The following is a 25,847-nucleotide window of genomic DNA, read 5'->3' on the forward strand; positions in this document are numbered from 1 at the left end:
CTGCCGGATCGGTGGTGGACGCCTAGAGCCCGAAGCCCTTGCTCGCCTGCCAGGCCAGGAGGGCGGCCAGTCCGGCTGCGATGACGAAAGCGCCGAACCGGGCCGGTTTCATGGGAACGATTTCCGCTCCAGCGCCGCGATCGCGCCCGGTCAGCATCGGGCCAAGCAGGTTGCGTCGGCGGAACAGGGCATAGAAGGCGATCGCCGCCAGATGGAGCCCGATCAGGACCAGCAATGCGTCGAAACTGAAGGCATGGATCGCGGCGGCGAGACGGCCCTGATCGAACGACACCAGGAAGGACAGCGGCCCGGAGTCCAGACCGTCCACGTCAGTGGCGAAGAGGCCGGTGCCCACTTGCAGGGACAGGAACGCAAGCATGGCGAGCACGCTGTAACCGCCGAGCGGGTTATGCCCCGCCCGGGGCGTGCCTTGCCCGCCGAGATACCTTCCGACGGCGCGCGGGGAAGCGAACAGCGCGGCCAGCCGCGCGGTGCTCGATCCGAACAGCCCCCATAGCAGCCGAAACGCCAGGAGGCCGAGCAGGGTGATCCCGGAGAGATAGTGCCAGTCCATGTGGCGATTCTCCGCGCTCCACCAGGAGAACGCGAACAGCAGCACGAGCAGCCAGTGGAAGAGGCGGGTCGGCAGGTCCCACACCCGGATGCCGGCCGCCGCGCTCACTTGGCGGCTTTCGGCGCGAAGGATTGGCACAGGCCGCCGGCCGCCACGGGGCCACCGGACAGCATCTGGCAATTCCCGCAGGCAGCCGACGTGCCGGTGAAGAACGCGCAGAGTCCGCAGCGCCGGGCGGGGTTCGTCGAGGCGTCGACATAGCCGAGCGCCCGCCTTCGGCTCTTCTGCATATAAGGCAGCGTGGCCGGGTCGTAGCAGGCGGGCCTGGCGGCCGCGTCATTCGCCTGGGCATTCAGGCGGCCCCCGAATGCGCTGCCGCCCAGCGCCATGCCGAGCCCGCAGGCCTGCGCGAGGATCTGTCTGCGCGAAATGCTCATCGCGGTGCTCCTGCGGCGCGCGTGCTCTGGATCACTTCGAGGGAATAGCCTTCGGGATCCTCAAGCTGCAGGACGCGGTAGCCCTGAGCGACTTCGCGAGCCGGGGGATGGGCGATCCCGGCGGCGTCGAGACGGGCCAGCAGGCCGTCCATGTCGGTGACGCGCAGGACGATGCGATCGAAGGCGCCGCCATGCGTGAGCCTTGCCGGGGCGCCGGGCGCGCTGTCGTGGACAAGGTTCAGCCCGGCCTCGCCCGGATCGGCGGAAAACCGCAGCATGTATTCGCGGCGCTGGCCGTGATCGAGCGTCATGGCCAGCGTCATGCCGAAGGCCGTCCGGTAGAAGGCGAGTTCCCGGTCGATCGAGGCGGACTTGAGCACCGTGCTGACCAGACGCGCCGGCGCCTCCCGGGGCGCAGCCTGTCCCTCGGCCGCGGCCGGGACGGGCAGCAGCGGGATCGCGGCCAGCGCCGCCAGCCATGCACGCGCCTTCATGCGACCAGCTCCCCGATCGACTTCCCGGTCTCCATGCTCTTCGCGCCCCATTTGTCGATGGGTACGCCCATGACCTGCTGGAGCGTCAGGCCCACGCGGCTGATCGGCGTGCCCAACCCGTCGACATAGATGCCGGTCTTGATTCGCCCTCCGGCGCTGCCGGCGGTCATCATGGGAATGTTGTCGATCGTGTGGAACTTGGCGAATTCGGTCTCGGAGTGGGCGAAGACCAGCGTATTGTCGAGCAAGGTCCGGTCGCCCTCCTGCACTTTGTCGAGCGCGGCGACGAAGTAGGTCCAGGCTTCGAAGATGCGGTTGAGGAAGTAGGTCGCCTCGGGCTGGTAGCCGAGCCGGTTGTCGAGCGCTTCCTCATGGGTGAGCTGGTGGTGCGTGATCGTGCTGCCGATCCGCGTGAGCGAGGAGGCGCCGTTGTTGAACATCATGTTGAACACCCGGGTCTGGTCGCAGGCCAACGCCATGACGAGGAGATCGGTCATCAGCGCATGGTTGGCGACGACGTTCTCGATCTCGGCATTGACCGCGCGGTCGGCGACAGGCTGCGGCACCAGGCAGGCCTGGAGGGGCTGCGGCCGGGTGAGTTCGACATCGAGCTGGTTTTCAAGCTGGCGCACCGAGGTGAAGTACTGGTCCAGCTTCTGCCGGTCGGCTGCGCCCACCGCGCCCTCCAGCGCCTTGCGCTGATCGGTGACGGCGGAGAGCACGCTGCGCCGCGCCATGACTTCGGGGTCGGGCGTGAAATCGGCGCTGTTCGGATCCTTGAAGCCGGTGCCGAACAGGCGCTTGTACAGCCCGGCCGCAGAGCCTTCGGACGGATTGAGATTGCCGCCGCCGCGCCCGCTCAGCGAGTTGCGGGGATCGCCGGATGCAGATGTTTCGAGACTGCGGAACCGGGTGCGGGTGCCGATGCGGTCGCCGATGGTGACGTCGAAGCTCTCGCCCGGCAGGCCGCCCTCGGCCGTGAGGGCGCGGCCGGTGCGGATCGCGGGGCCTCCGGACGTGTGGGGCAGGTTGGGGGCGCCGTCGAGCATGACGTTGAAGTTGCCCAGGATATTGATCTTGTGGGCATGGTCCTTGATCACTTCCAGTTCCGGCTTGAGGTCGTAGCCGGATCCGGGATTGTCCGGGAACCAGCGGCTGGGGTTGACGCCCAGCCCCCAGAACCAGGTGCCGAACCGGACCGGCACGGGAGCGCCGGTTGCAGCCATCGCCACGCCGTTACCGTCCAGGAAGATGTCCAGCAGCGGTACGCCCACGGTGATGGCGGCGCCGTTCATCATGCCTTTCAGCGCCAGGCGCCGCGAGATGTCGAATGCCATGGATGGTTTCCTCTCTAGCGCCGCGTCGCCACCAGGGTGGTGCCGGCCTTGATGCTTTCGGTGGGGACTTCGTAAGTCTGCGGCAGGCTCGCGATCGTCTCGATCAGCTGGCGCAACCGGTAGCCCTGGGCCGCAAAGGCGCCTTCGAGCCGTTCGATCAGTTCGCCGTCCTCGCTGGGGCGCCCGGTCGCATATTCGAGTGCGCGGGACGTGACGCAGAGCGTGGCGTCCTTGCTGGCGGCAATGGCCTTGCCCAGCCCGTCGCCGCCGGTGAAGCGGGTGTCGTCCATTTCGCCCGAGACGTCGATCGCGGCCTCGTTCTCGAACCTGCGGAAGCCGCCGATCCCGTCGAAGCGTTCCAGCGGGAGGCCGATGGGGTCGGTGATCTTGTGGCACCCGGCGCAGACCGGATCGGTGGTATGGGCATCCAGGCGGATGCGGGCCGTGGGCATCGCCTTGTTGCCCGTGTCCTGCACGGCGGTGAAGTTCACGTTTCCGGGGGGATTGGGCACCGGCTGGCAGAGCAGGAGTTCGCGGATCGCCCGGCCCCGCAATGTCGGAGAACTGCGTCCGGAATGGGAATACATCGCCAGGAACCCGGCGAGGCCCAGCAATCCCGAACGATCGGATTCGGCCGTGAATTCGTAAGGCACCCAGCCTTGAGACTGGCTGACCGGCACCCGGTAGAGCGCGCCCAGCGCCCGGTTCATCCAGGTCTTGCGGGTGGTGAACAGCTCCCGGTAATCGCCGTCGCCGTCCAGCAATTGCGTGGTGATCGTGCGGAGCATCTGCTCGGGCAGGGCCTGGAGCACGTCCTGGTTGAAATAGGGATAGATCACCGGGTCCTTGGCCAGCTCGTCGAACTTCTCGAACAGCAGCATGTCCGAGAAGAAGGCCCGCAAACCCTGCTCGAAGCGGGGCGAGGCGACCATGCGCCGGACGGTGGCGGCAAGCTGCGGCTGATCGGTCAGCCTGCCCGCGGCCGCCGCATCGAGCAGGGCGGCATTCGGCGCCGAATTCCACAGCATGAAACTGAGCCGGGCGGCGCGAGAATTGTCGTCCAGACGCATCACGCCGGGGCGCACCGGATCGGGCTGGGCCGTCTCCACGACGTAGAGGAACAAGGGCGAGACGAGCATCGCGCCCAGCGCCAGTTCCAGCCCTTTCGCGAAGGACCTGGTGGGACCGGCACCTTCCCCGGCGATGCGGACGTAAAGCGCCAGTTCCTGTTCGCTGAGCGGGCGGCGGAACAGCAGGCGGCCGAGCGGCGCCAAAGTGCGGCCCGCGCATGACGCATCGGCGCCCGCGGGATCGGCCGGGGCACAGGCGGTGAACTGCGCGCGGTGCTCTTCGTCAAAGACCTGCCGGGCGATCTCACGGGCCATGGCGTCGAACTGCTCCAGCCCTGAAGGCGTAATGGCCGCGCTGCGGGCGCCGGAGGCGATGAGCTGGTGCGCGGGGCGGACGATCGGCTCGAACCGGCCCGCCACGCGGATGTCGCTGCCGAAGATGTCGGCAATGCTGTTGCGGTATTGCGCCTCGGTCAGGCGCCGCATTCCGACCACCTGGGGATCCGTGAGCAGCGCCGGAGAGCCATTGGCCTCGGCATGGACCGGCGCGGAAGTCGATGCGGTGCCTGCCAACCAGAGCGTGGCGGCAAGCGTGACCGCCGCGATTCCGAGCGGCACGGTGCGAAACGGGCTCATAGGGTCTTGTTCCCGGCATGTGCGGTCCCGGCGGGCGCGATCCTGGCAGATGGAGCCGGCACGTCGTTGATGAAGGCGGGGACGGCGTAGAGGTTCATGGCGCTGGATACGCCGGAGCATGTGCCGGTTTTCGGATCGCGAATGCCATCGGCATACTTGCGCAAGGTCGCCAGGGTGCCCGCGCAGTCGATGCCGGCAGCCAGAGCCGCACCGGCACCGCCGATCGCGGGGCTCTGGATCACGTCGAACACCGGCCGGTAGCCACCGACAAGGCCGCGCAGCGATCCGTCCGGCTGGAAGGCGAGCCTGAGCTTGGCATGCCGGAAATCGTAGGCGGTCCGCGCACCCCGGATGTCTCGGGCGCCGCCCTGGCCCCAGGTCTGCGCCAGCTTGATGTCCTGCGCATCCGTGACCAGCACGCCGCCCACGATGTGGCCGTGCAGGGCATTGCGATGGCGCGGCGGCTTGTCGGAGATCGTGAAGCTGTAGCCGGGCAGGAAGTTGCCGTGACTGTCCAGTTGCGGACGATCAGGCGTGTTGGCGTAGATCACTTCCACATCGTCGTCGTTTTCCAGGCTGTCGACGCCGCGCAGGAGGATGACCTGCGTCCACTCGCCCGAGGCGTGGAACTGCCGCATGCCGGTGAGGAGGTCGCCGCCGATCCCGTCCTTGCCGCGCCATTCGAGCGTGCAGCCCATCACGCGGTATTCCTGGTTGTCGATCCCGGTGCGCCCGTCGGGCGCGGTGAACTCTTCATGAGAGCAGCTTTCGCCGGGCGCATCCCCGTCCAGGTCCAGCCCGCCCGCATGAGCGCTTTGCACGGTCGCGAGCAGCGGCCGGTCGAACTTGTCGGGCTGCGAGCAGATGTTGGTACCATCGGCGCCGAACACGGTGGCCTGCCAGCGTTTGGTGAGTTCGGGTTCGTTTTCCTTGCGCTCCAGCCGCGCCCGTTCGTCGGCGGGAAGCGAGGCCAGATAGATGTCGCGAACCTTGGGGCTGGTGCCCTTGGGGCAGGCGTCCATGCCCTGGATCACCGGCGGCACGAAGTCCTGGACCACGAAGCCCATGACCCCGCCCGGCGGCGGGGCGGGCAGCGTGCGCGACGGCGCCTCGGCGCGCGCCGGGGCCTCCATCGAGAGTGAGCCGGTCAGCGCCATGAGCGCTGCCACGCCAATGGCAGCCCCGCCGCACATCAGGCCCAGCCCTGTTTTTCCTCTGTCCAATTTGCCTCTCCCCGTTTGTCGTCGTTGTCAGGGTCGCAGTATCTGGCCTCCGGACGGGACAGTGCCCGAATCGCCGGCGGTGCCGACGAAGACGCGCTTGCCCTTGAAGGTCCATTCGGGCTCATCGCCGGCGAGACTGACTTTCCATTCGCCGAGGCCGCTGCTCGCCATGGGCGCCGGAAGCGGCCGCCAGGCGCAGTCCCTCTCGCACTTGCCCGTGAACAGCACGCGGCCCTCCCGGTCGGCAAAGGCATAGGCGCCGTCGATGAAGGCCGTGGTGACGACGCCGGGAGCGGCTGGTTTCGGCGGCGGCGGCACGTATTTCAGCGTGTTCCAGCGTTTGTCGTCGGCGTCGGCGTCATTCCCGTCGGCGCCATCCCCGTCGGCAGGGCGCGTCTTCGCGCCGGTGCGCGTGAACACGAGGTGCCAGCCCTTGTAGACCCATTGCTTGCCCTGCGCCCCATCGATCACGGTCCAGTCCGGAGCCTTGCGCGGGTCCATGAAGCGGTCATCGGCGGTCTTCTCGAAGCCGGCGGGATAGCGGATATTCGCGGCGGAGCCCGCGGGGGCAGCCAGTGCCGTCCAGTTTTGCGCGCAATCCGCATCGCAGAACCGGGCCGGATCAGGCGCCCAGCGCAGGAGCGTGCGCATGTCCAGGCCGTAAAGCACTTTGCCTTTCGCATCGGTATAGACGCTGGCATTCCCGAGCTTGCGGACGCGCACGCCCGGGGGGAAGGGGGATCCGTCCGCCGCGGCGATCGGGAGATCCGCGGGCTGGGCCGAAGCGGGCAGCGACGCCGCGCCCAGCCCGGCCAGCGCTGCAACGGCGGCCAGGGAAGCCTTCCGGGCCATGCCGGTATCCAGCCGCATCTCAGTGCTCGGGCGCGCGGAAGGCGTCATGGCAGGCCTTGCAGGTCCCGCCGAGCTTCTGCGCGCTGAGGCGGATCGCGGCCACATCCTTGGCGGTCACGGCGCGTTGCAGATCGTCGGCGGCTTTCGCGAAAGCGTCCTGCGCGCCCTTGAACTTCGCGGGCTGGGACCAGATCTCGGCCTTCGCGCGGGTCTTGGCGCCGGACTGCGGGCCGGATCCTGCCGGAAACCACTCGTATTGCCCCCGCGAGGCATTGCGGATCTGCCGGACGGACTGCGCGATCAGCACGGTCTGCACTTCGCTGCCACGCAGGCCGTCGTTGACACCCTTGAAGGCGGCGCCGAGTTCCCGGTAGTTGTCCACGCGGGCGCGGACGGTGTCGGCCGGTGCGGCCAGCAGCGGGGTAGCCGCCAGCGCTGCCGCCAGGACCATGGCGCTCGTTCTTGCCCGAACGTTCATCTGTCACTCTCCCGTCTTCGTGGCCGTTTTCCGGCCGATCGTTGTGTCTTTTCGCGTGGGTCGTGGGTCGGTCAGGCTTCTGCGCGCTCGGCGCTCAGCTCCGCGAGTGCGGGGCCGGCCGGGCGCCGTTCGGAGCGGGCCTTGACCGCATCGAAATCGGCTTCGTACTTCTTGCGCATGGTGCCGCAGAGACGGTCCCAGATCGTGGTGTAGCCGCCGAAGTTGCCCGTGAAGTAGCGGTGGTGCTGGTCATGGAAGGTGGCCGTGATGAACCACTTCGTGGCCCATGTACGGTTCCACCAGCGCGGCAGGAATTCGTAGCCCGAATGGACGTAGAGGCCCATGATGATATTGGTCGGCAGGATCAGCGCCATCGTGGCCGGGTGGACCGTGAAGACGGCCAGGAACAGCGGGACGAAGCCGCCGTTGATCATCGATTCCAGCGGATTGACCGACAGGGTGGTCAGCAGGTTCGGCGATGTCGACTTGTGGTGGAGCTTGTGGACCCAGCTATAGACCGGCTCCTTGTGCATCCAGCGGTGGAGCCAGTAGAAGTAAGTGTCGAACAGGAAGAAGTAGGCGCCGAATTCCAGCGCGATCATCCACCAGGGCGCTGCTCCGCTCTGGAACGTGATCCAGCCGTGCATCTTGAGCCAGGCCGAGGCCGAGCCGATGATCTTGCCCGAGATTGCAAGCGTGATCACCGCCACGATGGCCTCGTTGCGCAGGATCTTCCACTTGAAGCCGCGCGGCTGGATTTTCCGGGCCTTGAAGAAGCCGCTGACGATCCCGGCGATCACGCCGGTCGCCACGAACGCCCAGAGCCAGACCGTCAGGGCCTGCTCGCCGGTGAAGAATGTGCCGATCATCGTTGCTGTTCAGGCAAGCGCCACGGCGAAGGCGACGACATGCGCCAGGACGGCAAGCGCTCCGGCAAGGACAAGGGGGCGATAGTGTTCGGTGACCATGATAGTATCCTGTGCTGCGATGCCGCGAGCCACTTGCCGGCGGCGTTGTCGAAGCTCAGGTGACAGGCGGCGATTGGCGGACAATCGGTTTTACGTTACGCAGGGGGATACGACGCCAAGCCGGCAGAAACACGGCGGTTTTCCAATTGGCGCGTCGCAGGCAGGGAGAGTTGGCGTGAACTGGTTGCGGCGAATCCTGATCGAATTCTGGGCCATGGCGATCGTCGCGGCGATAATCGGTTTCCTCGGCCCCTTCGGTACCTATCTGGAGGCCGATTTCATGGGTCGGGTCTGGCGCTGGTGGATGCACCTCATGGGCGCCTACGTGCTGGTGCGCCCCTCGATCCTGCTCTGGACCAGCATCGCCGATGCCACCGCCCTGCCGAAGAGGATGCTGGTCTATTCGGGCGTGTTCCTGTCCAGCTTCCCGCTCGCCATGCTGTGGTCCTGGAGCGCCGGGGCCTTTTTCCACGGGCTGGACGGGTTCGGCGGCATTTTGCCTTTCGCGATGCTGAGCGCGATCGGCGTTCTGGGGGTTGCCATCTGGGCGCGCGCCGTGGACCTGCACCTGGCTGCGGCCCTCGCGCCGAAGGATCGGCCTGCCGCCCTGGCTCCCGAGGCGGCGCCCGTCGCTCGGGCAGCACCTGAGAGCATTTCGACGCCCGATGAAAAGGCCGAGCCGCGCCTTCTCCGCCGTCTTTCGCCCGGCTTCCATGGCCCCGTCATCGCCTTGCAAAGCGAGGACCACTACGTTCGCGTCCATGGCGTCCGTGGCTCGGAGCTGGTCTTCATGCGGCTTCGCGATGCCATCAGCGAGATGGACGATTGCCCTGGCGAGCAGGTCCATCGCAGCTGGTGGATGGCCCGCGGCGCCATCGCCTCTGTCGAGGCCGACGGCCGCAATCGCACCGTCACTTTGCTCAACGGCGCCAAGGCACCCGTGGCCCGCGATTCGGTCTCGCGGCTCGAACGCAAGCAGTTCTTCGCCGAAAACGATGCCCGACTGACGTGAGGCCCGGAACGCGGGCACGAGCTCGGCGCAGCGCATTTCCGCAAGAGCCGCGACGCGGCGGTCTCGCGTCAGCCGATCAAGCGCAAATCAGGAACAGGGCCCAGCCACCATGGATTGCCGTCATGCCACCGCGTTGTTGGCGCGGTAGCGGAAGTCGCGCAGCCGGGCGGAGCCTTTGCCCGCCACATAAATCCCCAAGCGCAGGCTGAGGAAGCCGCCGAAGGTGTTGTGATGGAGGCCGGAGACTTCCATGCGCGTATCGTGGCGCTTCCAGGTGCGGCCTTCGTCGTGCGAATAGTGCCAGGTGACCACGTTCTCGTCGCTGGTCACCCGCAAACGGATGCTCTGCGCGTTCTGGGCGATCCCGGCCCAGGTCAGTTCCTGGGAATATTCGAAGAGCTTCAATAGCTTGGATGTGAAGCCCAGACCGGCATAGGCCTTGTGGTTGTAGAATAGCAAAAGGCCCGCCTCGGCCTCCTCCCCCAGCAGGTCCAGTGTCACTTCGGCCTGATAGTGACGGTCGCCGGCAATGCAGGTCAGCGGCGGCGAGTCATCGGGCGACGTGCCGCTGGCGGTGATTACCATGCCGCCTTCCCGATAGGCGGCGCGGGTTTCGTTGCCGGTCGGCGCGAAGAACGTCCATTGCCGGCCCATGCGGTCCTGCGAGAAATCGTCCGAGAGCGCGGGCGTGGAAGGCGACAGCTTTCCGCCGGCTGGTTTGGCCAGCGGCTGCGACAGATCGCCGCCCTTTGCTCTGAACCAGCCATCAGGCGTCCATTCTATCGGCTCCAGCAGGGTTTGCCGGCCGAGAGTCCGCATGCCGTTTTCGTAGCCGTGGTAGACCATCCACCAGTCGCCCGCCGGGCCTTCGACCAGAGTGGCATGGCCGCGCGACCACCAGGGCTCCGCCGTGCTCTGCGTGCGCACGATTGGATTGTGCGGGCAATGCTCCCAGGGTCCATGGACGGACCGCGACCGTGCCACGATGACCATGTGTCCGGTTACTGGACCGGCCGTGCCGCCAATGGCGGTGACCAGGTAGAACCAGCCGTTGTGCCGCATGAGCTTGGGGCCTTCGGGCGCGAAGTTCTCGACGATCCAGTCATCGGGATAGCGCCATGGATCGTAGGCTTTCTCGAGGGGGCCGTCGGTGGCCAGGCCATCGTCGGTGAGGCGCACCTTGCGAATGCCGTTGGTGAAAAGGTAGCGCCTGCCGTCCTCGCCCACGACGTGCCCGGGATCGATGCAGCCGGGAATGTCGAGATCGATGGGTTCGCTCCAGGGCCCGCGAATGTCATCCGCCCAGATCACGTAGATCGACCACGGTTTGCCGTCCGGAGCGGCGGGCAGGTAGATGAAGTAGCGGCCCTTGTGCCTGATCAGATCGACCGCCCAGACACTGCCCAGGTTGTTGCCCAGCGCCGGGCCGATCGGCGACCAGTTCACCAGGTCGCGCGATTCCCAGATCACCAGGCCGGGGTAGTAGTCGAAGGAAGAGAACGTCATGTAATAGACGTCCCCATCCTTCAGGATCGTGGGATCGGGATGGTCGCCCGAAAGGATCGGATTGCGATAGGTTCCATTGCCGAGGTCGGCCTTGCGCTGGCCTTCGGCTCCCGATCCCCATGCCGGAGGAGTCTGGGCGGCATGGGCGGTTTCCCCGGCGGCAAGCGCGTGCGGCAATGCGGGAAGCGCCGCGCCGGCGAGGGCCCCCTTGAAGATGGTGCGTCGCGTGAAGCTCACGAGAATTCCCTGGTCGTTACGAAATGAGGTCTGCCGCGGAAAATGGCGGTTCAGGCGGGGTCGATCGTGACCAGCACGACGTCGTTGGTCTGCATGGGCAGGGCAATCCGCGCTGTGCCGTCACGGCCGACCGAGATGGTTTTTTCCGTTTCCGGAAGATCGGCGGTGTCCTTCTGGAACAGCGCGATCTGGGCGGCGTCGATGGAGCCGGGCATACCCATGTCGATGTAGCGCGAGAGCGGATCGTTGTGACGGTAGCCGGTGCGGCGGGTGACGATCCGGTATCTGCCGGGCGCGAGATGGTCGACGCGGAATTCCACCGGTTCGCTGGGCTGCGATGGTTGCAGGCGGGTGTAGAACGGCTTGTTGCTGAGTGTCTGGACCGGCTGATGCCAATCCCACACCACGGCGGCGATGGTCCTGCCGCTGCGCGATGCCAGTGCATATTCGTCGGCCACCGGAATCGAGCGGCCGCGCAGGGCATGGAGGTACTTGTAGGCGAACCAGGCCGGCTTGCGGATGCCTTCTCGGTTCATCAGCCCGAAGCCGCCGTGGAACGGGGTGGGCGGCGGGCCGGGTTCCTCGAAAAGGTCGGTGTAGGTCCAGTAGCTCATGCCCTGGGCCAGGCCGGCCGATTTCTTGAGCTTGGTGAGAATGTACGGCGCGCTGATATAGCTGTCATGCACGAAGTCGCGCGGGGTGTAGCTGGTGCTCCACTCGGTGAAATAGAGCGGAATGCCGGGGAAGGCGGAGGCTTCGATCTGCGCACGCACACGGCGTACATCGCCGGTGACGGCATCGGGTGAGGGCGAAAGTTTGGTATCCTGCTTGCCCTGCTCGTCCAGAAACCCGCCTTCGACGCCGTAGCTGTGGGTCGTCACGAAATCGACCGGAAGCTGGTTCTGCCGGGCGTAGTCGAGGAATTCGGGCACCCAGGCCGCCCCTGCGGTGGCAGGGCCGCCCACCCGAAGCCGGGGGTCGATCGCCTTGATGGTTCTGGCGGTATCGCGATAGAGGTCAAGATAGGCGCGCTGATCGGCGCCTTCCCAGAAACCGTCCAGGTTCGGCTCGTTCCACAGCTCGAAGTACCAGCTGCGCACTTCGTCAGCGCCATATCGTTCGCGCATGTGAGTCACGAACGTCCGGATCAGATCGCGCCACATCGCCGGGTCGGGGTGCGAGGTATTGCCCTTCCAGTAGAACAGCTGAAGGTCCGAGGTGCGCATCGCTGCCGGGGTCCATCCCAGTTCGACGAATGGCCGGATGTTCTTCGCCAGCAGCGCATCGTAAAGCGCGTCGATCTCGGTCCAGTCATAGACGATCCGCCCGTCCACCTTGCGCACGGTGCCCAGCACATCATGGAAGATGTCGTGGAAGCGGATGTAACGAAAGCCAAGTTCCTTCGACACCACTTGCAGCTGTGCCTGGCTGTCGGGACGCTTCAGCGTGCCGGGGTAGTCGGAACCGACCGAGAGATCGAAAAAGCGGTCGACCGGCCCCGCGTCTGCGGCGGCATCGATACGAACCGAGCGCTGGGGGCCGTTCCCCTCGGCATGCGCCGGACTTGCCAGAACACAGGCGAGAGCGGTGAGTGACAGGGCAGTGGCTTTCATAAATCCTCTTCCAGCAGATCCCGATCCGCTATCGAACGGAATGGTAGCGCAAACAATTTCAGGCGCAGCGGCGCCGCATGGGCCTTCGCCGGTCAATGTGGGGATGCAAACCTATCCCGCCGCGCTGGCAAATGCCTGCACCGTCGATCCCGCCGGCTCCGCGAGCATCTGGCGCAAAAGGGCACGGTTATCCGGCAGGTTCTCCACGGCGAAGCCGCTCTGCCGTCGCACCTGCTCGAACGCCTCCTGCGCTTCGGCGCGAAGACGCATGACCCCGGCCTGGGCCGACAGGTCCGTTTTCCAGCCCATGCCGTACAACACGCATTGCCAGCTGGTGGCCGGAAACACGTCTATGTTGGGATTGAAGTCCTTTTCGTTGGGAGGACGATGGCGCCACCTGTCCAGCAGTTCGAGAAGGCTGTCCGGAATGGTTTCCCGGCGCACGTTGTCGATCCAGAAATCGGAGTCGACGCGCCTCGTCAGGCTGTAGTGTAGTTTCAGAAAGTCCCGCGCGCGCTCGTACCGCTGCAGCATGATGGCATTGAACTGACGGGCGGAGGTCTCATAGTCGCCGGCCCAGGGGAAGAGATTGGCAATGGCGCCGGCGGCAATTTCCGAGAAGACGATGCCCGTAGCTTCCAACGGTTCGAAGAAGCCGCTGGAAAGGCCCACGGCCACGCAGTTCTTGTGCCAGTTCACTTCGCGGTAGCCGGCGTCGAACCGCAAGCGGCGTGTCGTGACCGCCTCGCCCTGTGCGCCGAGATAGCTGCGCAAGGTGCGCTCCGCTTCCTCGGGCTCGCAGTGGGCGGAGGAATAGACGTAGCCGGTGCCGCGGCGCGTCTGGAGACCGATATCCCAGATCCAGCCCGCATCGCGGGCGGTGGACAGCGTCGCGGACTGGATCGGCGTGTCCGGCGCGCCATAAGGGACTTGTGCGGCGATCGCGCTGTCGCAGAACAGCACGTCCGTGCAGCTTTTCCACTTCTGGCCCAGCGCCTTGCCGATCAGTTCCGCGCGAAAGCCGGTGCAATCGATGTAGAGGTCAGCCTCCTGCACGCCGTGGTTCTGCGTGACGACGCCGGAGATGGCGCCTTCCTCGGTGCAGAAAACGTCCACCACGGTGTCGGATATGTGCCGCACGCCATTGGCGACACTTTGATCGCGCAGTAGCTCTGCCAGAGCGCCGGCATCGAAATGGAATGCGTAGTTCATTACGCCGGCATATTCGGGATGAGACGCCAGTTTTGGCCCGCGCAGGGCGTCCACCGTGCGCTTCTGGGGGGTGCTGGCCTCGTCCCAAGGCGTTTCGCCGGCCTCGCCCAGCAGCCAGTAGGGGAGATACTCCGGCCCGCCCTTGCGGTCGTCCGCTTCCTGAAATCCGTGGAGGTAATTGGCCTGAGCGCCTTGTCCCGCCGGGTGCAGCCAGTCGACGAATTTCACGCCCTGCTTGAATGTCGCTTCGCAGCGGCGGAGCAGTTCCTTTTCGGGGACGCCGATCCGCGCCAGGGTACGCCGGATGGTTGGGAAGGTGCCTTCCCCCACGCCGATGATGCCGATTTCCTGAGATTCGACGAGTGTGATGCGGGCGCCGCCGGGCAGGTCTGCACCCAGTGTCCTGGCAAGGTAGCCGGCGGTCAGCCAACCGGCCGTGCCGCCTCCGACTATGAGAACCTGCTTCGCCTCGGCACGCATCGCGCCAATCTCCCCAACGCAGATCGGGCGGACCGCCTGGTCCGCCCGACTTGTACTTATCAGAACGTGACGTTGATACCCATTCGGTAGCGACGATCGCTCTGGAACCAGCTGCGCCCGTAAAGTTCGCCTCCGGGGTTTCCGCCCATGAGCGTCTTCTGGGTTGCATTCAGGATGTTCTGCGCCTGGAGCTGGACGTTGAAATGCTCGTTGACGCGCAACGTCAGGCCCGCGTCCAACGTCCCGTAGCTGGCGCCATAAACCGGAAGGTTGGTCGCCACGCTCTTGGATGTGCCGGATGCGTCCACATAAGTATAAGTATTGTTCGTGCCGCTTGCCGTGGTCGACTGCAGATATTTCGAACGCCAGCTATAGGCGATGCGCAGCGAGAACGGATCCTTTTCGTAGAGGAAGGCGGCGTTGAGATTGTGCTTCGAAAGCCCCTTCAACGGAACGTTGTTACGCTGGACGCCGTCGATATCGAAGTACAGGTCGCCCGGATTCTTGCTGTCGATGAAGGTGTAGTTCGCCTCCACGCCGATCCCGGCGAGCCAGCCCGGAAGCTGATCGAGGAACGTGCGGCCGCCAAGTTCGATGCCCTTGACCGTGGCCGTCTCATCGGAGGTGTGCGCATCGTTGGTAGTGGCGAGGGCCTGTTCCGAAGTGCCGTCGGCGAATTGCACCGTGACCTGGCGCTGGGCGGCGCCGAATACGACAAGGTCCTTGATTCGCTTGTAGAAGCCGGCGACGTGCAGCGTCGTGCCGGGCTTGGGATACCACTCCAGCGAGAGGTCGAAATTGTTCGACATGGTGGGCTTGAGGGTCGGATCGCCACTGGTCGTCGTATAGTTCGCGAAAGTGTCGGGGGCTCCGTTGCCGGAGCCGGACAGGGTGTTCACGCCCAAGGTTCCCGATGCGCGCAAGTCGTAGAACGAGGCGTTGTCCATCGTGATGTTGTACGCTGCACGGATCTTAATGGCGTCGGCCGGGGCATAAGTCAGGTTAACCGCGGGCAGGACGCGGGTATATTCCGCTCCGTCGTCGCGAATTTCGGCGGCATTGGCGAGCGTAAAGATCGCCCCGTTGCGCGAAAATTGCGTGGAAGTCTGCTGGAAATAGCCCGTGCTGTCATTCTTGACGTTTACGACACGCACACCGGCGTTACCCGACAGCTCGGATTCTCCCCAATTGGTGCCGAAATTGACCATCGCGTAGCCAGCCAACGTCTTGGTGCTGAAGTCGGTCTGATCGTTGGGCAGAATGAAGCCCGGCGTGCGTCCCGGCGCGCCGCCGTACAGGTCGAAGAAGCCCTGGACGCTGGTGTTGCGGATGAAATCCTGGGCGGGGAAATACTGGGTTCCGGGTAGCTGAACGTCTCCACGGAAGAAATTCTTGAAAACGTGGGTTTCGTAGTCGCCCGCACGGCCATCGGCAAAGGAAACCACGGGAGATCCGTTCCAGCCTTGGCCCAGCGCGGACCAGGCGTAGCCGTTGTCCAGGTCGCGCTCGGTGCGCTTCGACCACCGACCACCGACTTTCACCGACTTGAAGAAGCCTTCGCCGACGTCCCATGTCAGGTCGCCCTGGGCGGTGTCCATCTTGCCGGAGTTGTCATTGTTATGCGGCATGACCGCCTGCCAGGCGTAGTTGGCAGGGTCGAGCAACGCGGCCTGAGTGCCCGCCGGCACGGAAATCTGCGGCAGGCTGCCGCTCAGGTCGAGGCCGTAACTGGTGGGGAAGTCGACGGTGCGGAACACCGATATGCGATCGACCGTCGCGGTGGACTTGGTGTGCTGGTAGGAAGCCTGCACTACGATCGGCAGGCTCGTGGGAGCCCAGGTCAGCGATCCCGAGATGTCCTCGGTCTTGTTCTTGCCCTCCCAGTAAGCGGAAGTGCCGCCGCTTGAAATCGCGGCGCCGGTAGGCAGGCCCGTTGCGGCGTCACGCTGGAACACTGCGGGTGACGAAATCAGCCCGCCGTTGTCGTCGAACACGCTCTGCGAAGGATCGACGGCAAGGTTCTGCGAGGTGACGAACGAGCCGTATTCGGAGTCCGTGTTGCTGTACTTGGACTGGAAGTAGATGCCGGTCAGCGTCAGTTCGGGTGTCGGCGCCCACTGGACCGCGCCGTAGATGCCGTCACGCTTGCGCTGGTAGTTTTCCTCGCCGTAGGTGTAGCCGCCGGGGATGAAGTAGTCATTGCCTTGGATGTTCGTCCGATAGAACTCTTCCATGCGGACGAACTGCGATTTCGTGGACAACTGGCTGTGCGCGTAGTCGAATACGAAGCCGAGATCGCCGATGCCGGTGTCGAACTTGCCGGCAACCAGGCCCGAAGCGGAGTAGTCCGTCTTCTGCGACAGATCGCCTATGCTGACGTCGGCCGTGCCGGCAAAGTGCAGGCCGTAGCCGTAGTCGAAGGGCAGTTTGGTGCGCAGATCGACCGAACCGCCGGTGCCGCCTTCGATCTGGTCGGCCGTGGACGACTTGTAGACGTCGACAGCCTGCATCAGTTCGGGCGTGACGTCGCTGAACTGCAGCGAACGCCCGCCATTGGCGCTGAAGATGTCGCGGCCATTGAGGCGCGAGGCGACGCCGGAGAGGCCGCGGATCTGGATGCCCGAACCCTCGGCGGAATAGTGATCGGGATCGTTCAGCGACTGGAAGCGGACGATGGTGACGCCCGGAACGCGCTGAAGGACTTCGGTGATCGAGTTGTCGGGCAATTTGCCTGCATCGTCAGCAACCACCGAGTCGACGATCGATATGGCGTTCTTCTTGCGGTCATCCGCGGACTGAAGCGCTGCGCGGCGACCGGTGACGACGATGGCGTCCGTATCGGCGACCGGCGTTTCCTGGGCGGTGCCATCCTGCGCCATGGCGCAAGGCACGATGCCGGCGGTCGAAAGGCCAAGGCAAATGACGCTAGCGTGCGTGCGAAAGCTCAATTTACGCATAATTCCCCTCCTGAACTCTGCAGTGGAGAATGTGCCCCCTCCTGCAGACTCGTCGCCCCAAGCGATCTTCGATGTGATTCGATAGAATAGATTTGAAACGCGGGCAACAAAATTGGGAGCGTTACCATTTACGCTATAGCAATGGTTTGCATGTTGTCTCTGGTCCGCTTTTGGGATCGTTCCCGAAGCTGTATTTGCAGAATCGGGAGAGCAGCGCGCTGGCGTCGCCGTGCAGGAAACTGGAAATCGGCTCCGGAGCCTTTGACGATGATTGCGCTACCATTAAGCGGTGAATGCGATTTTTCGGCCCTGATCAAGCATCCGCTTTCCACCGGCGGAAGACGTGCTAGACGGTGACCATGTCCGAAAGTGAGCGCAAACGCCGCAGCTCTAAGCCCCGTCAGGCCAAGGCGCCGACGATCGTCGACGTTGCCGCGCTTGCCGGGGTGTCGATGATGACCGTTTCGCGGGTGATCAACTCCGAGCAGAAGGTCCGGCAGTCCACGCGCGATGCCGTGAATGCCGCGATCGCGAAGCTCAACTATGCGCCGAACCGGGCCGCGCGCAGCCTGGCCGGTGCGTCGCAACTGCGGCTGGGCCTGCTTTATTCGAACCCATCGGAGGCATTCCTCAGCGCCTTTGTCGTGGGCAGTCTGGAGGAGGCGGGGCGCTCGGATGTGCAGATCATCGTCCAGAAAGTGGAGGACGGGGAGGACCTGGGTCTCGCCGCGAAGCGCATGGTGGCCGGCGGCATTCACGGCGTGATCCTGCCGCCGCCGCTGAACGAGGCGAACGAGGTGCTCCGGGTCCTGCGCCAGACGGACACGCCCACCGTGGCGGTGACGACGGCGGTTCCGCATGAAGGCATCGCCACTATCATGATCGACGATCGCAGCGCGGCGCGCGAGATGACCGCGCACCTGATCGAACTGGGTCACCGCAGGATCGGCTTCATCGTCGGCCATCCCGAACTTTCCGCCAGCGGCGCGCGGCTGGAAGGCTATCGCGAGGCGCTGGCCGAAGCGTCGATACCTTTTGACGAGGCTCTGGTGGCCCAGGGTTATTTTACGTACCGATCCGGGCTGGATGCAGCCGAGGAGCTGCTTTCGCTGGAAGATCAGCCTTCGGCGATCTTTGCCAGCAACGACGACATGGCGGCGGCGACGGTGGCGATCGCACATCGGCGCGGTCTGGACGTGCCGGGCGATCTTACCGTCTGCGGTTTCGACGACGTGGCACTGGCGACGACGATTTGGCCAGAGCTTACCACGATCCAGCAGCCGATCATGGAGATGAGCCGCCGCGCGGTGGAACTGCTGGTGACATTGCTGCGCAACGACCGCAAGGAGCAGATCGGCGACTTGCGGATCGAGGTGGATTACAAGCTGGTACGTCGCCAGTCCGATGCCGCACCAAGGCGCCGGCCGGCGATGCGCCCGCCAGTGCCCAGCTGGGGCTGAACGCAGCGGAAGCGTCCGTTCAGCTACGGGTATTAACTTGGTTCAGCATGGCCTGACAGCCATCTAAATTCCTTATCTTGTCGTGGCCTGCTCCCGTAATAGCCGCCGAACTATTTGCGTGACCGTCATTTTTCTTCTGTTATGTTAGCGTTATCGATATGAGCTGATGGATGTTAAGGCGCGTCAACGAGCGCGTCGGCTTCTTCAAGCGAGAGGATGAATGGGGGCGTGGGCATCCGTAGGGCAATGAGCGCGCGATCGATTTCGTTCGCAATCGCAGCGGTTGGCGCAGTAGCGGCAGCGTGCGGACCGGTCGTTGCAAGGGACGCCGGCACCCATCTCTCGTCGGCGTCCTCCGACGCTGTTCCTTACGACTGGCGCAGCGTGCGCGCGGGCGGCGGCGGTTTTACCCCCGGCCTGGTGTTCAGCCCGGTGGAGCGGGGCCTTGCATGGCTGCGCAGCGACATGGGCGGCGCCTATCGCTGGGATGCGCGCGCCGGGACGTGGATTCCGCTTCAGGACGGCGTTGCCGAAGGCAGCTTCATGGGAATCGAGAGCATCGCCGCCGATCCTGTCGATGCCGGAACGGTCTATCTTGCCGCGGGCATGAACTGGTCCGCGCCGGCTGCGATCTTCCGCTCGGCCGACTATGGCAAGACCTGGCGCGGGACGCGCGTGCCTTTCGCGATGGGCGGCAACGAGAACGGGCGCGGACTGGGCGAACGGCTCGCCATCGATCCGTTCGCGCACGATCGCCTGCTGTTCGGCTCACGTCATCAGGGGCTCTGGGCCAGCGACAACGCGGGCGCGAACTGGCGCAAGCTGGATGCCTTCCCGCTCGCGGGGCTGGGGCTGCCGACCAATCGGCGCGAGACTCACGGCGGGCTTTCGTTCGTGGTGTTCGATGCCAAAGTGCGCGGCCGAGTTTTCGTGGGCAGCACCGATGCGGGCGAGCGCCACCTGTTCCGGTCGGACGATGGCGGCAGGACGTGGCGCGCCGTTGCGGGCGGCCCGGCGAGTGATCTGCTGCCGGTAAAGGCGGTGATCGGGCGCGATGGACTGCTGACGATCACCTATTGCGACGGCATCGGCCCTAACGGCATTACGCGCGGCGCGGTGTGGCGCTTCGATCCGGCGCGCGATGAATGGCGCGATGTCACGCCGATCAAGGGCGCGGAGGCACCTGTCGGCGGCTACATGGGCGTAGCGGTGGCCGCGTCCGACCCGCAGACCATCGCCGTCAGCACGGTGGACCGGGGCAAGCCGGTCGATACCGTATGGCTCAGCCATGATGGCGGCGCGCATTGGGACGAATTGTGGAAGCGCTCGACCCGCGATGTGTCGGTAACGCCGTTCCTCGATTTCGGGGGTAAGGCGAATTTCGGGCACTGGATCGCGGGCCTTGCGATCGACCCGTTCGACGCCAACCATGCCGCCTATGTGACGGGCGCGACCGTCTATGCCACCGACGAATTGCAGAAGCCGGGCACGATGGCTTGGGCGCCGTGGACTCAGGGGATCGAGCAGACGGCGATCATCACATTCGTCAGCCCCACAGGCGGCGCGCATCTGGTTTCAGGCTTCGGCGATATCGGCGGCTTCCGGCACGACGACTTTGCCGTCTCGCCCGCCAGCCAGCACGTCAATCCGTTCCTGTCGAACACCAATACGCTGGACTTCGGCGGCCGTGCGCCGCTGGTGATGGTGCGCAGCGGCAATACGCATGCTCGCGTAGTGCCGGACACTTCGCTGGCATGGTCGAGCGATGGCGGCGCGACATGGACGCCGCTGCACGTGCCGCAAAGCGTCCCGCGCGCCGATGGTACGCCGCCGCCCGAAGCGACGGGCAATGCCGCGATTACCGTTTCGGCCGATGGCGGCACTTTCCTGGTCGAGACCGACCAGCCCCGGATCACCCGTGATCGCGGCGCTACATGGCAACCCGTCACCGGCTTGCCGAGCCGCGTGCGTGTGACGGCCGACAAGCAGGACGCGCGCCGCTTCTACGCGATCGACTTCGCGAACAATCGCGTGGTGCGCAGCGATGATGGCGGCGCGCAATTCTATGCGGTCGCGGGCAAGGGCCTGCCGGCCGACCTTTCCGCCGCCCGCAACGACAACCGAGAGGCGCCTGCGCCGATCCTGGCCGATGCCAACCGGGCGGGCGCGCTCTGGTTCAATCTGGGCGGCGCGCTCTATAGTTCGACCGACTTCGGTGAGAATTGGGCGCGCACCGGCCAGCCTATCGCTATCGAGCGCTATGGCCTTGGTAAAGCCGCGCCGGGCCGCGATGTGGCGGCGCTCTATGCGCTGGGCGCGGTCGGTGGGCTGCGCGCGGTCTGGCGCTCCATCGACGGCGGCACAACGTGGCAGCGGATCAATGACGAGGCCCACCAGTGGGGCCTGCGCATCCGCGTGATTTCCGGCGACCCGCGCCAGTTCGGGCGCATCTACATTGGCACCGATGGCCGGGGCATCGTCTATGGCGACCCGAAAGAACAGCCAGCCCATAAAACCGGGGACGGGACAGAATGAAAAGCAAAGACTTCATCGCATCGCTCATGCTGGCGGCCGCCATCGGCGTGGCCGCACCTGCCCATGCCCAGGATGCCGCAACGCAGATCCCGCGCATGGAAAGCCGCGACGGCCGTCACGCGCTGATCGTGGACGGCAAGCCGTTCCTGATGCTGGGCGCGCAGGCGAACAATTCCAGCAATTATGCCGGGTCGCTCGACGCCGTCTGGCCGGTGCTGGACGCAATCCACGCGAACACGCTGGAAATCCCGGTCGCCTGGGAACAGGTGGAGCCGGTCGAGGGTAAGTTCGACTTCACGTACCTCCAGACCCTGCTCGATGCCGCACGCGCACATGACAAGCGGGTGGTCCTGCTGTGGTTCGGCACCTGGAAGAACACCAGCCCCAGCTACACGCCTTCGTGGGTGAAGCTCGACAACAAGCGCTTCCCACGCATGAAGGCGCCGGACGGTTCGGACCACTACGTGCTCAGCCCGCTGTCGCAGAACACCATGGCTGCCGACCGACGCGCCTTCGTAAAGGTGATGGAATACCTGCGCGATCATGACCGGCAGAACACCGTGATCATGGTTCAGCCGGAGAACGAGACCGGATCCTACCGCGTGCCGCGCGATTTCTCGGCCGAAGCCAATGCCCTGTTCGCAAAGCCGATTCCGGCGGCGTTGGCCAAGAAGATCGGCAAGTCCGGCACTTGGGAAGCGGCGTTCGGCAAGCAGGCACCGCGCGCGTTCAACACCTGGTACGTCGCCCAGTTCGTCGATGCGCTGGCGCAGGCGGGCAAGGCGGTGAAGCCGCTGCCGATGTACGTCAACGCCTCGCTCGCCGGGCCGTCCAACGTGCCCGATCCCACCGGCGTCGCCAGCGGCGGCCCGCAGTGGGACGTGCTGGACATCTGGAAGGCCGGCGCCCCCGCGATCGACTTCGCCGCGCCCGATATCTACGACCGCAACAGCGCCAATGTGATCCAGTACCTGGACAAGTATACCCGTCCCGACAATGCGCTGATGGTGCCGGAGATCGGCAACGCGAAGGAATTCGCGCGCTTCTTCTGGGCCACCATCGGGCGCGGGGGCATCGGTTTCGCGCCGTTCGGCATGGATGACACCGGCTACTTCAACTATCCGCTGGGCGCCACCGCGCTGGACAAGGAAACGCTGGCCGCTTTCGCGCTGCCCTATGGCACGCTGGCGCCGATCGCCAGCGACTGGGCCCGGATCGCTGCGTCGCGTCCCACCTGGGGCGCTGCCAAGCCGGACGACAATTCGCCCCGCGAAACGGTGATGGGCAAGTGGAAGATCTCCGCCGACTGGGGCCAGTGGCAATTCGGCCAGAAGGACTGGACCTGGATCCCCACCAAGCCCGCACCCTGGGCCGACCAGCCGGTGGGCGGCATGGCCGTGGCTCAGCTTTCGGACACTGAATATCTGATCATGGGCGATCACGTGCGCGTCAATTTCTCGCCCGCGAAGGGTGAGAGTAACGGCGTGATCGTCGCCGTGGAGGAAGGCACGTTCAAGGACGGCAAGTGGGTGACCACGCGCGTCTGGAACGGTGACCAGACCGACTACGGCATCAATCTTATCGACCGGCCGCAAGTGATCAAGGTCACCACCGGCTTCTATTCTTCCAAATAAACGCAAGTGACCGCTGAAGGCGGGCAGGGGATCATGACATGAAGCAATTCACGATGGCAACACTGCTGGCGGGCTCCGTCCTTTCGCTGCCGGCAGTCGCGCTGGCCGCCGAAGCGGGCGTGGAAAACGTACCTGGCGGCGTGGCGGTCATCCCGCAGAGCGGTCCTTCCGATCGCGTCGAAGTGACGCTGCATGGCGATGGCATCTTCCACGTGGTCGCCCATGCGCGCGGGATGCAGGCACCGACCGCCAGCGCCAGCCTGATGGCGCCGAACCCGCCCGCCGCCGGCCAGTACACCGTCAGCCAGAATGCCGGCCATGTTACCGTGAAGGCCGCGAAGGCCACGGCCGACATTGACCTTGCCAGCGGGCAGGTGCGCTTCCTGGACGCGGCGGGTAAGGAACTGCTGGGTGAATCGGCCGCCACCGTCTTCACCCAGACCAAGGCGGACGGCACCCCCTACGTCGCCGTTTCGCAGCAGTTCAACCGCGGCACCGACGAAGGCCTCTATGGCCTTGGCCAGCACCAGCAGGCGGTGATGGATTACAATGGCGAGGACGTGGAACTCGCCCAGCACAACATGGACATCGGCGTGCCCTTCCTCGTTTCCAGCAAGGGTTACGGCCTGCTGTGGGATAACGAGAGCATCACCCGCTTCGGCAACCCCGCCGCCTATACCTTGGTCGGCGATAAGGGCGGCATGAAGGTGACGAGCGGCGGCAAGCCCGGCTTCTCCGCCAAGTACTACCTGGACGACAAGCTGGCGGTCGCCCGCCAGGAAGCCACGGTGGACTACCAGTTCCTGGACGATCAGGCGAAGTGGCCGGAAGCCGGCAAGGCCAAGACCGTCGCGTCGGAGCAGGGCCAGAACACCGCCGGTAACGCCGTGCAGACGCAGAAAGTGGTGTGGGAGGGCGACCTCCAGCCCGACAAGACCGGCACGCACAAGTTCCAGCTCTACGGCTCCAGTTACTACAAGGTCTACGTCGACGGTGAGTTGAAGCTCGATCGCTGGCGCCAGAACTGGAACCCCTGGTACGCCAATTTCGAAGTGCCGATGACGGCGGGCAAGCCCGCGCACATCCGCATCGAATGGGATCCCAACGCCGGCTATATGGCGCTGCTCCACAACGATCCGCTGCCCGAGGCGGACCGCCATTCGGTATGGTTCACCAGCGAAGTCGCACGCGACAAGGATTACTGGTTTATTGCCGGTGGAGACATGGACGGCGCGATCGCCGGCTATCGCCAGCTGACCGGCAAGTCGGAAATGATGCCCAAGTGGGTCTACGGCTTCTGGCAGTCGCGCCAGCGTTACGACACCGCGAAGGAACTGACCGGCGTTGTCGAGCAGTACCGCAAGCTTCAGTACCCGCTCGACAATATCGTGCTCGACTGGCGCTACTGGACGGACGATTCCTGGGGCAGCCACAAGTTCGACCCCAGCCGTTTCCCCGATCCCGCCGCGATGGTCAGCACGGTGCACGGCGATCATGCCAACATCATGATCTCGGTCTGGCCGAAGTTCTATCCGACCACGGATACCTTCAAGGAACTGGACGCGGCCGGCGCGATCTACCACGGCAACTTGCGCCAAGGTAACAAGGACTGGGTCGGCCCGGGCTTCGCCAACACCTTCTACGATCCGTACTCGGCCAAGGGCCGCGGGATCTTCTGGCGCCAGGTGGAAGACCGCATCGCCAAGTTCGGCTTCGACGCCTGGTGGGCGGACGCCAGCGAGCCCGACATGCATTCGAACCTGTCGATCGAGAAGCGCATCGATACGATGGGCCCGACGGCGATGGGTCCGGCGACGGAGTTCTTCAACTCCTACCCGCTGATGAACGCGCGTTCGTTCTTCGAAGGCTGGCGCGGCTTCAAGCCGGACGTGCGTCCGTTCCTGCTGACGCGTTCGGGCTTCGGCGGCCTGCAGCGCTACGGCGCGGCGGTCTGGTCGGGCGACGTGGCCACGCGCTGGTACGACCTGCACGCGCAGATCTCGGCCGGCGTGAACACCGGCATGTCGGGCCTTGCCAACTGGACGCACGACATCGGCGGCTTCTCGGTCGAACCGCGCTTCGCAGCGGAAAAGCCCAAGGCGGCGGACCTCGACGAATGGCGCGAACTGAACCTGCGCTGGTTCCAGTTCGGCGCGTTCAGCCCGCTGTTCCGCAGCCATGGCGAGCAGCCCTGGCGCGAGATCTACGAAATCTCGCCCGAAGGTTCGCCGATGCGCGCCTCGATGGTGTGGTATGACGAGCTTCGCTACCGCCTGATGCCCTACATCTATACGCTGGGCGCGGACACGTACCAGAAGGACGGGTCGATCATGCGCGGCCTCGTCATGGACTTCCCGGAGGACGCGAAGGCCCGCAAGGCCAATGACCAGTACCTGTTCGGCAAGGCCTTCCTGGTCGCCCCGGTCACCACTTATCAGGCGCGCGAGCGGGAGGTCTACTTCCCCGGCACCGGCGTGACCTGGTACGAATTCGGCACCGGAAAGACCTATCAGGGCGGCTCCAGCGCCACCATCTCGGCCCCGGCCGAGCGCATGCCGCTGTTCGTCCGCGCCGGCTCCATCGTGCCGATGGGCCCGGTGATGCAGTATACCGACGAGAAGCCCGACGCGCCGATCACGCTGGTGGTCTATACCGGCGCCAACGGTACTTTCTCGGTCTACAACGACGATGGCCGTTCGCAGCAGTACCGCGACGGGGCGTGGGAACGCATGCCGGTGCGCTATGACGATGCCAGCGGCACCGTCACCATCGGCGCGCGTGAGGGCAAGGGCTATGCCGGCATGCCGCAGAACCGCACGGTTCGCGTCAAATGGGTCGCCCCGGGCCAGAGCGTGGCCGAAGCCACCACGTTCGACGCCGAAGTGCGCTGGACCGGCAAGGCGCTGCAGGTGAAGCGCCCCAAGCGCTGAGCATGAACGGAGCGGCCTCGCTCTCGCCTTCGAGAGTCGGGGCCGCTCCGGCATGTCTTTCGGCCGCCGCGTGTGGCCGGCGACGACAGGCGCGGTATCGCGTAATCCGAGAGGAACCTGAAGCGACATGAAGGGCCTTCGCGCAGCCCTTGCTGCCCTCGGGCCGCTTCCCGCTGTCACTTGGCAGCAGTCGCTAATGCGA

The 25,847-nt window shown here is 65.3% G+C and carries 18 protein-coding genes; 5 read left to right on the forward strand and 13 right to left on the reverse strand.

Translation table 11 applies throughout. The annotated features are described in order from the left end of the window. Nucleotides 1-22 precede the first annotated feature (22 nt). The 9 genes from AC1VV3_RS15130 to AC1VV3_RS15170 all read right to left on the reverse strand — a co-directional run bounded on the left by AC1VV3_RS15130 (nt 23) and on the right by AC1VV3_RS15170 (nt 7,970). Nucleotides 23-682 (reverse strand): cytochrome b/b6 domain-containing protein, encoded by a 660-nt coding sequence (locus AC1VV3_RS15130; protein WP_482962705.1) that lies wholly within the window; start codon nt 680-682, stop codon nt 23-25. Next, nucleotides 679-1,011, reverse strand: a complete 333-nt coding sequence (locus AC1VV3_RS15135) for a high-potential iron-sulfur protein (protein WP_482962706.1) — start codon at nt 1,009-1,011, stop codon at nt 679-681. Before AC1VV3_RS15135 ends, AC1VV3_RS15130 begins: the two co-directional genes overlap by 4 nt. Next, nucleotides 1,008-1,505 carry a VOC family protein gene (locus AC1VV3_RS15140; protein ID WP_482962707.1) on the reverse strand — a complete coding sequence of 166 codons (498 nt, stop codon included), beginning with the start codon at nt 1,503-1,505 and terminating at the stop codon, nt 1,008-1,010. The genes AC1VV3_RS15135 and AC1VV3_RS15140 overlap by 4 nt, the downstream gene beginning before the upstream one ends. Then, the gene (locus AC1VV3_RS15145; RefSeq protein ID WP_482962708.1) at nt 1,502-2,842 is read right to left on the reverse strand and encodes a DUF1552 domain-containing protein; all 1,341 of its coding nucleotides are present in this window, start codon (nt 2,840-2,842) and stop codon (nt 1,502-1,504) included. Before AC1VV3_RS15145 ends, AC1VV3_RS15140 begins: the two co-directional genes overlap by 4 nt. Nucleotides 2,843-2,856: 14 nt before the next feature. After that, nucleotides 2,857-4,548: a DUF1592 domain-containing protein gene (locus tag AC1VV3_RS15150; protein WP_482962709.1), complete on the reverse strand. Its 1,692-nt coding sequence runs from the start codon at nt 4,546-4,548 to the stop codon at nt 2,857-2,859. Next, a complete protein-coding gene (locus AC1VV3_RS15155; protein WP_482962710.1) occupies nt 4,545-5,771 on the reverse strand; it encodes a hypothetical protein in 1,227 nt (408 codons plus the stop codon). The genes AC1VV3_RS15150 and AC1VV3_RS15155 overlap by 4 nt, the downstream gene beginning before the upstream one ends. 27 nt (nt 5,772-5,798) lie before the next feature. After that, nucleotides 5,799-6,641 (reverse strand): COG4315 family predicted lipoprotein, encoded by an 843-nt coding sequence (locus AC1VV3_RS15160; RefSeq protein ID WP_482962711.1) that lies wholly within the window; start codon nt 6,639-6,641, stop codon nt 5,799-5,801. A gap of 1 nt (nt 6,642) precedes the next feature. Then, nucleotides 6,643-7,101 carry a c-type cytochrome gene (locus AC1VV3_RS15165; protein ID WP_132267121.1) on the reverse strand — a complete coding sequence of 153 codons (459 nt, stop codon included), beginning with the start codon at nt 7,099-7,101 and terminating at the stop codon, nt 6,643-6,645. A 71-nt stretch (nt 7,102-7,172) separates the two neighbouring features. Continuing rightward, nucleotides 7,173-7,970: a sterol desaturase family protein gene (locus AC1VV3_RS15170; protein ID WP_482962712.1), complete on the reverse strand. Its 798-nt coding sequence runs from the start codon at nt 7,968-7,970 to the stop codon at nt 7,173-7,175. A 274-nt stretch (nt 7,971-8,244) separates the two neighbouring features. On the opposite strand from AC1VV3_RS15170, the gene AC1VV3_RS15175 reads away from it, so the two are divergent. Beyond that, nucleotides 8,245-9,081, forward strand: coding sequence for a LytTR family DNA-binding domain-containing protein (locus AC1VV3_RS15175; protein WP_482962713.1), 837 nt, complete (start codon nt 8,245-8,247; stop codon nt 9,079-9,081). A gap of 120 nt (nt 9,082-9,201) precedes the next feature. Here AC1VV3_RS15175 and AC1VV3_RS15180 read toward each other — a convergent pair whose 3' ends face one another. The 4 genes from AC1VV3_RS15180 to AC1VV3_RS15195 form a co-directional block, all read right to left on the reverse strand. Continuing rightward, on the reverse strand, nt 9,202-10,824 hold the full coding sequence (locus tag AC1VV3_RS15180) for a family 43 glycosylhydrolase (RefSeq protein WP_482962714.1): 1,623 nt from the start codon (nt 10,822-10,824) through the stop codon (nt 9,202-9,204). A gap of 50 nt (nt 10,825-10,874) precedes the next feature. Next, nucleotides 10,875-12,437, reverse strand: a complete 1,563-nt coding sequence (locus AC1VV3_RS15185; RefSeq protein ID WP_482962715.1) for a GH39 family glycosyl hydrolase — start codon at nt 12,435-12,437, stop codon at nt 10,875-10,877. 111 nt (nt 12,438-12,548) lie between these two features. After that, nucleotides 12,549-14,129: a tryptophan halogenase family protein gene (locus AC1VV3_RS15190; RefSeq protein WP_482962716.1), complete on the reverse strand. Its 1,581-nt coding sequence runs from the start codon at nt 14,127-14,129 to the stop codon at nt 12,549-12,551. 59 nt (nt 14,130-14,188) lie between these two features. Next, complete coding sequence (locus tag AC1VV3_RS15195) at nt 14,189-17,086, reverse strand: TonB-dependent receptor (RefSeq protein ID WP_482962717.1); 2,898 nt, start codon at nt 17,084-17,086, stop codon at nt 14,189-14,191. 359 nt (nt 17,087-17,445) lie between these two features. Between AC1VV3_RS15195 and AC1VV3_RS15200 the strand changes: the two genes are divergently transcribed. The 4 genes from AC1VV3_RS15200 (at nt 17,446) to AC1VV3_RS15215 (ending at nt 25,645) form a co-directional block, all read left to right on the forward strand. Next, the gene (locus AC1VV3_RS15200; RefSeq protein ID WP_482962718.1) at nt 17,446-18,546 is read left to right on the forward strand and encodes a LacI family DNA-binding transcriptional regulator; all 1,101 of its coding nucleotides are present in this window, start codon (nt 17,446-17,448) and stop codon (nt 18,544-18,546) included. A 246-nt stretch (nt 18,547-18,792) separates the two neighbouring features. Continuing rightward, nucleotides 18,793-21,081, forward strand: coding sequence for a WD40/YVTN/BNR-like repeat-containing protein (locus tag AC1VV3_RS15205; protein ID WP_482962719.1), 2,289 nt, complete (start codon nt 18,793-18,795; stop codon nt 21,079-21,081). Then, nucleotides 21,078-22,715: a DUF5597 domain-containing protein gene (locus AC1VV3_RS15210; RefSeq protein ID WP_482962720.1), complete on the forward strand. Its 1,638-nt coding sequence runs from the start codon at nt 21,078-21,080 to the stop codon at nt 22,713-22,715. The genes AC1VV3_RS15205 and AC1VV3_RS15210 overlap by 4 nt, the downstream gene beginning before the upstream one ends. Before the next feature lie 38 nt (nt 22,716-22,753). After that, nucleotides 22,754-25,645, forward strand: a complete 2,892-nt coding sequence (locus AC1VV3_RS15215) for a TIM-barrel domain-containing protein (RefSeq protein WP_482962721.1) — start codon at nt 22,754-22,756, stop codon at nt 25,643-25,645. Nucleotides 25,646-25,847 lie beyond the last annotated feature (202 nt).

It is taken from the genome of Novosphingobium sp. BL-S-34 (assembly GCF_056857015.1).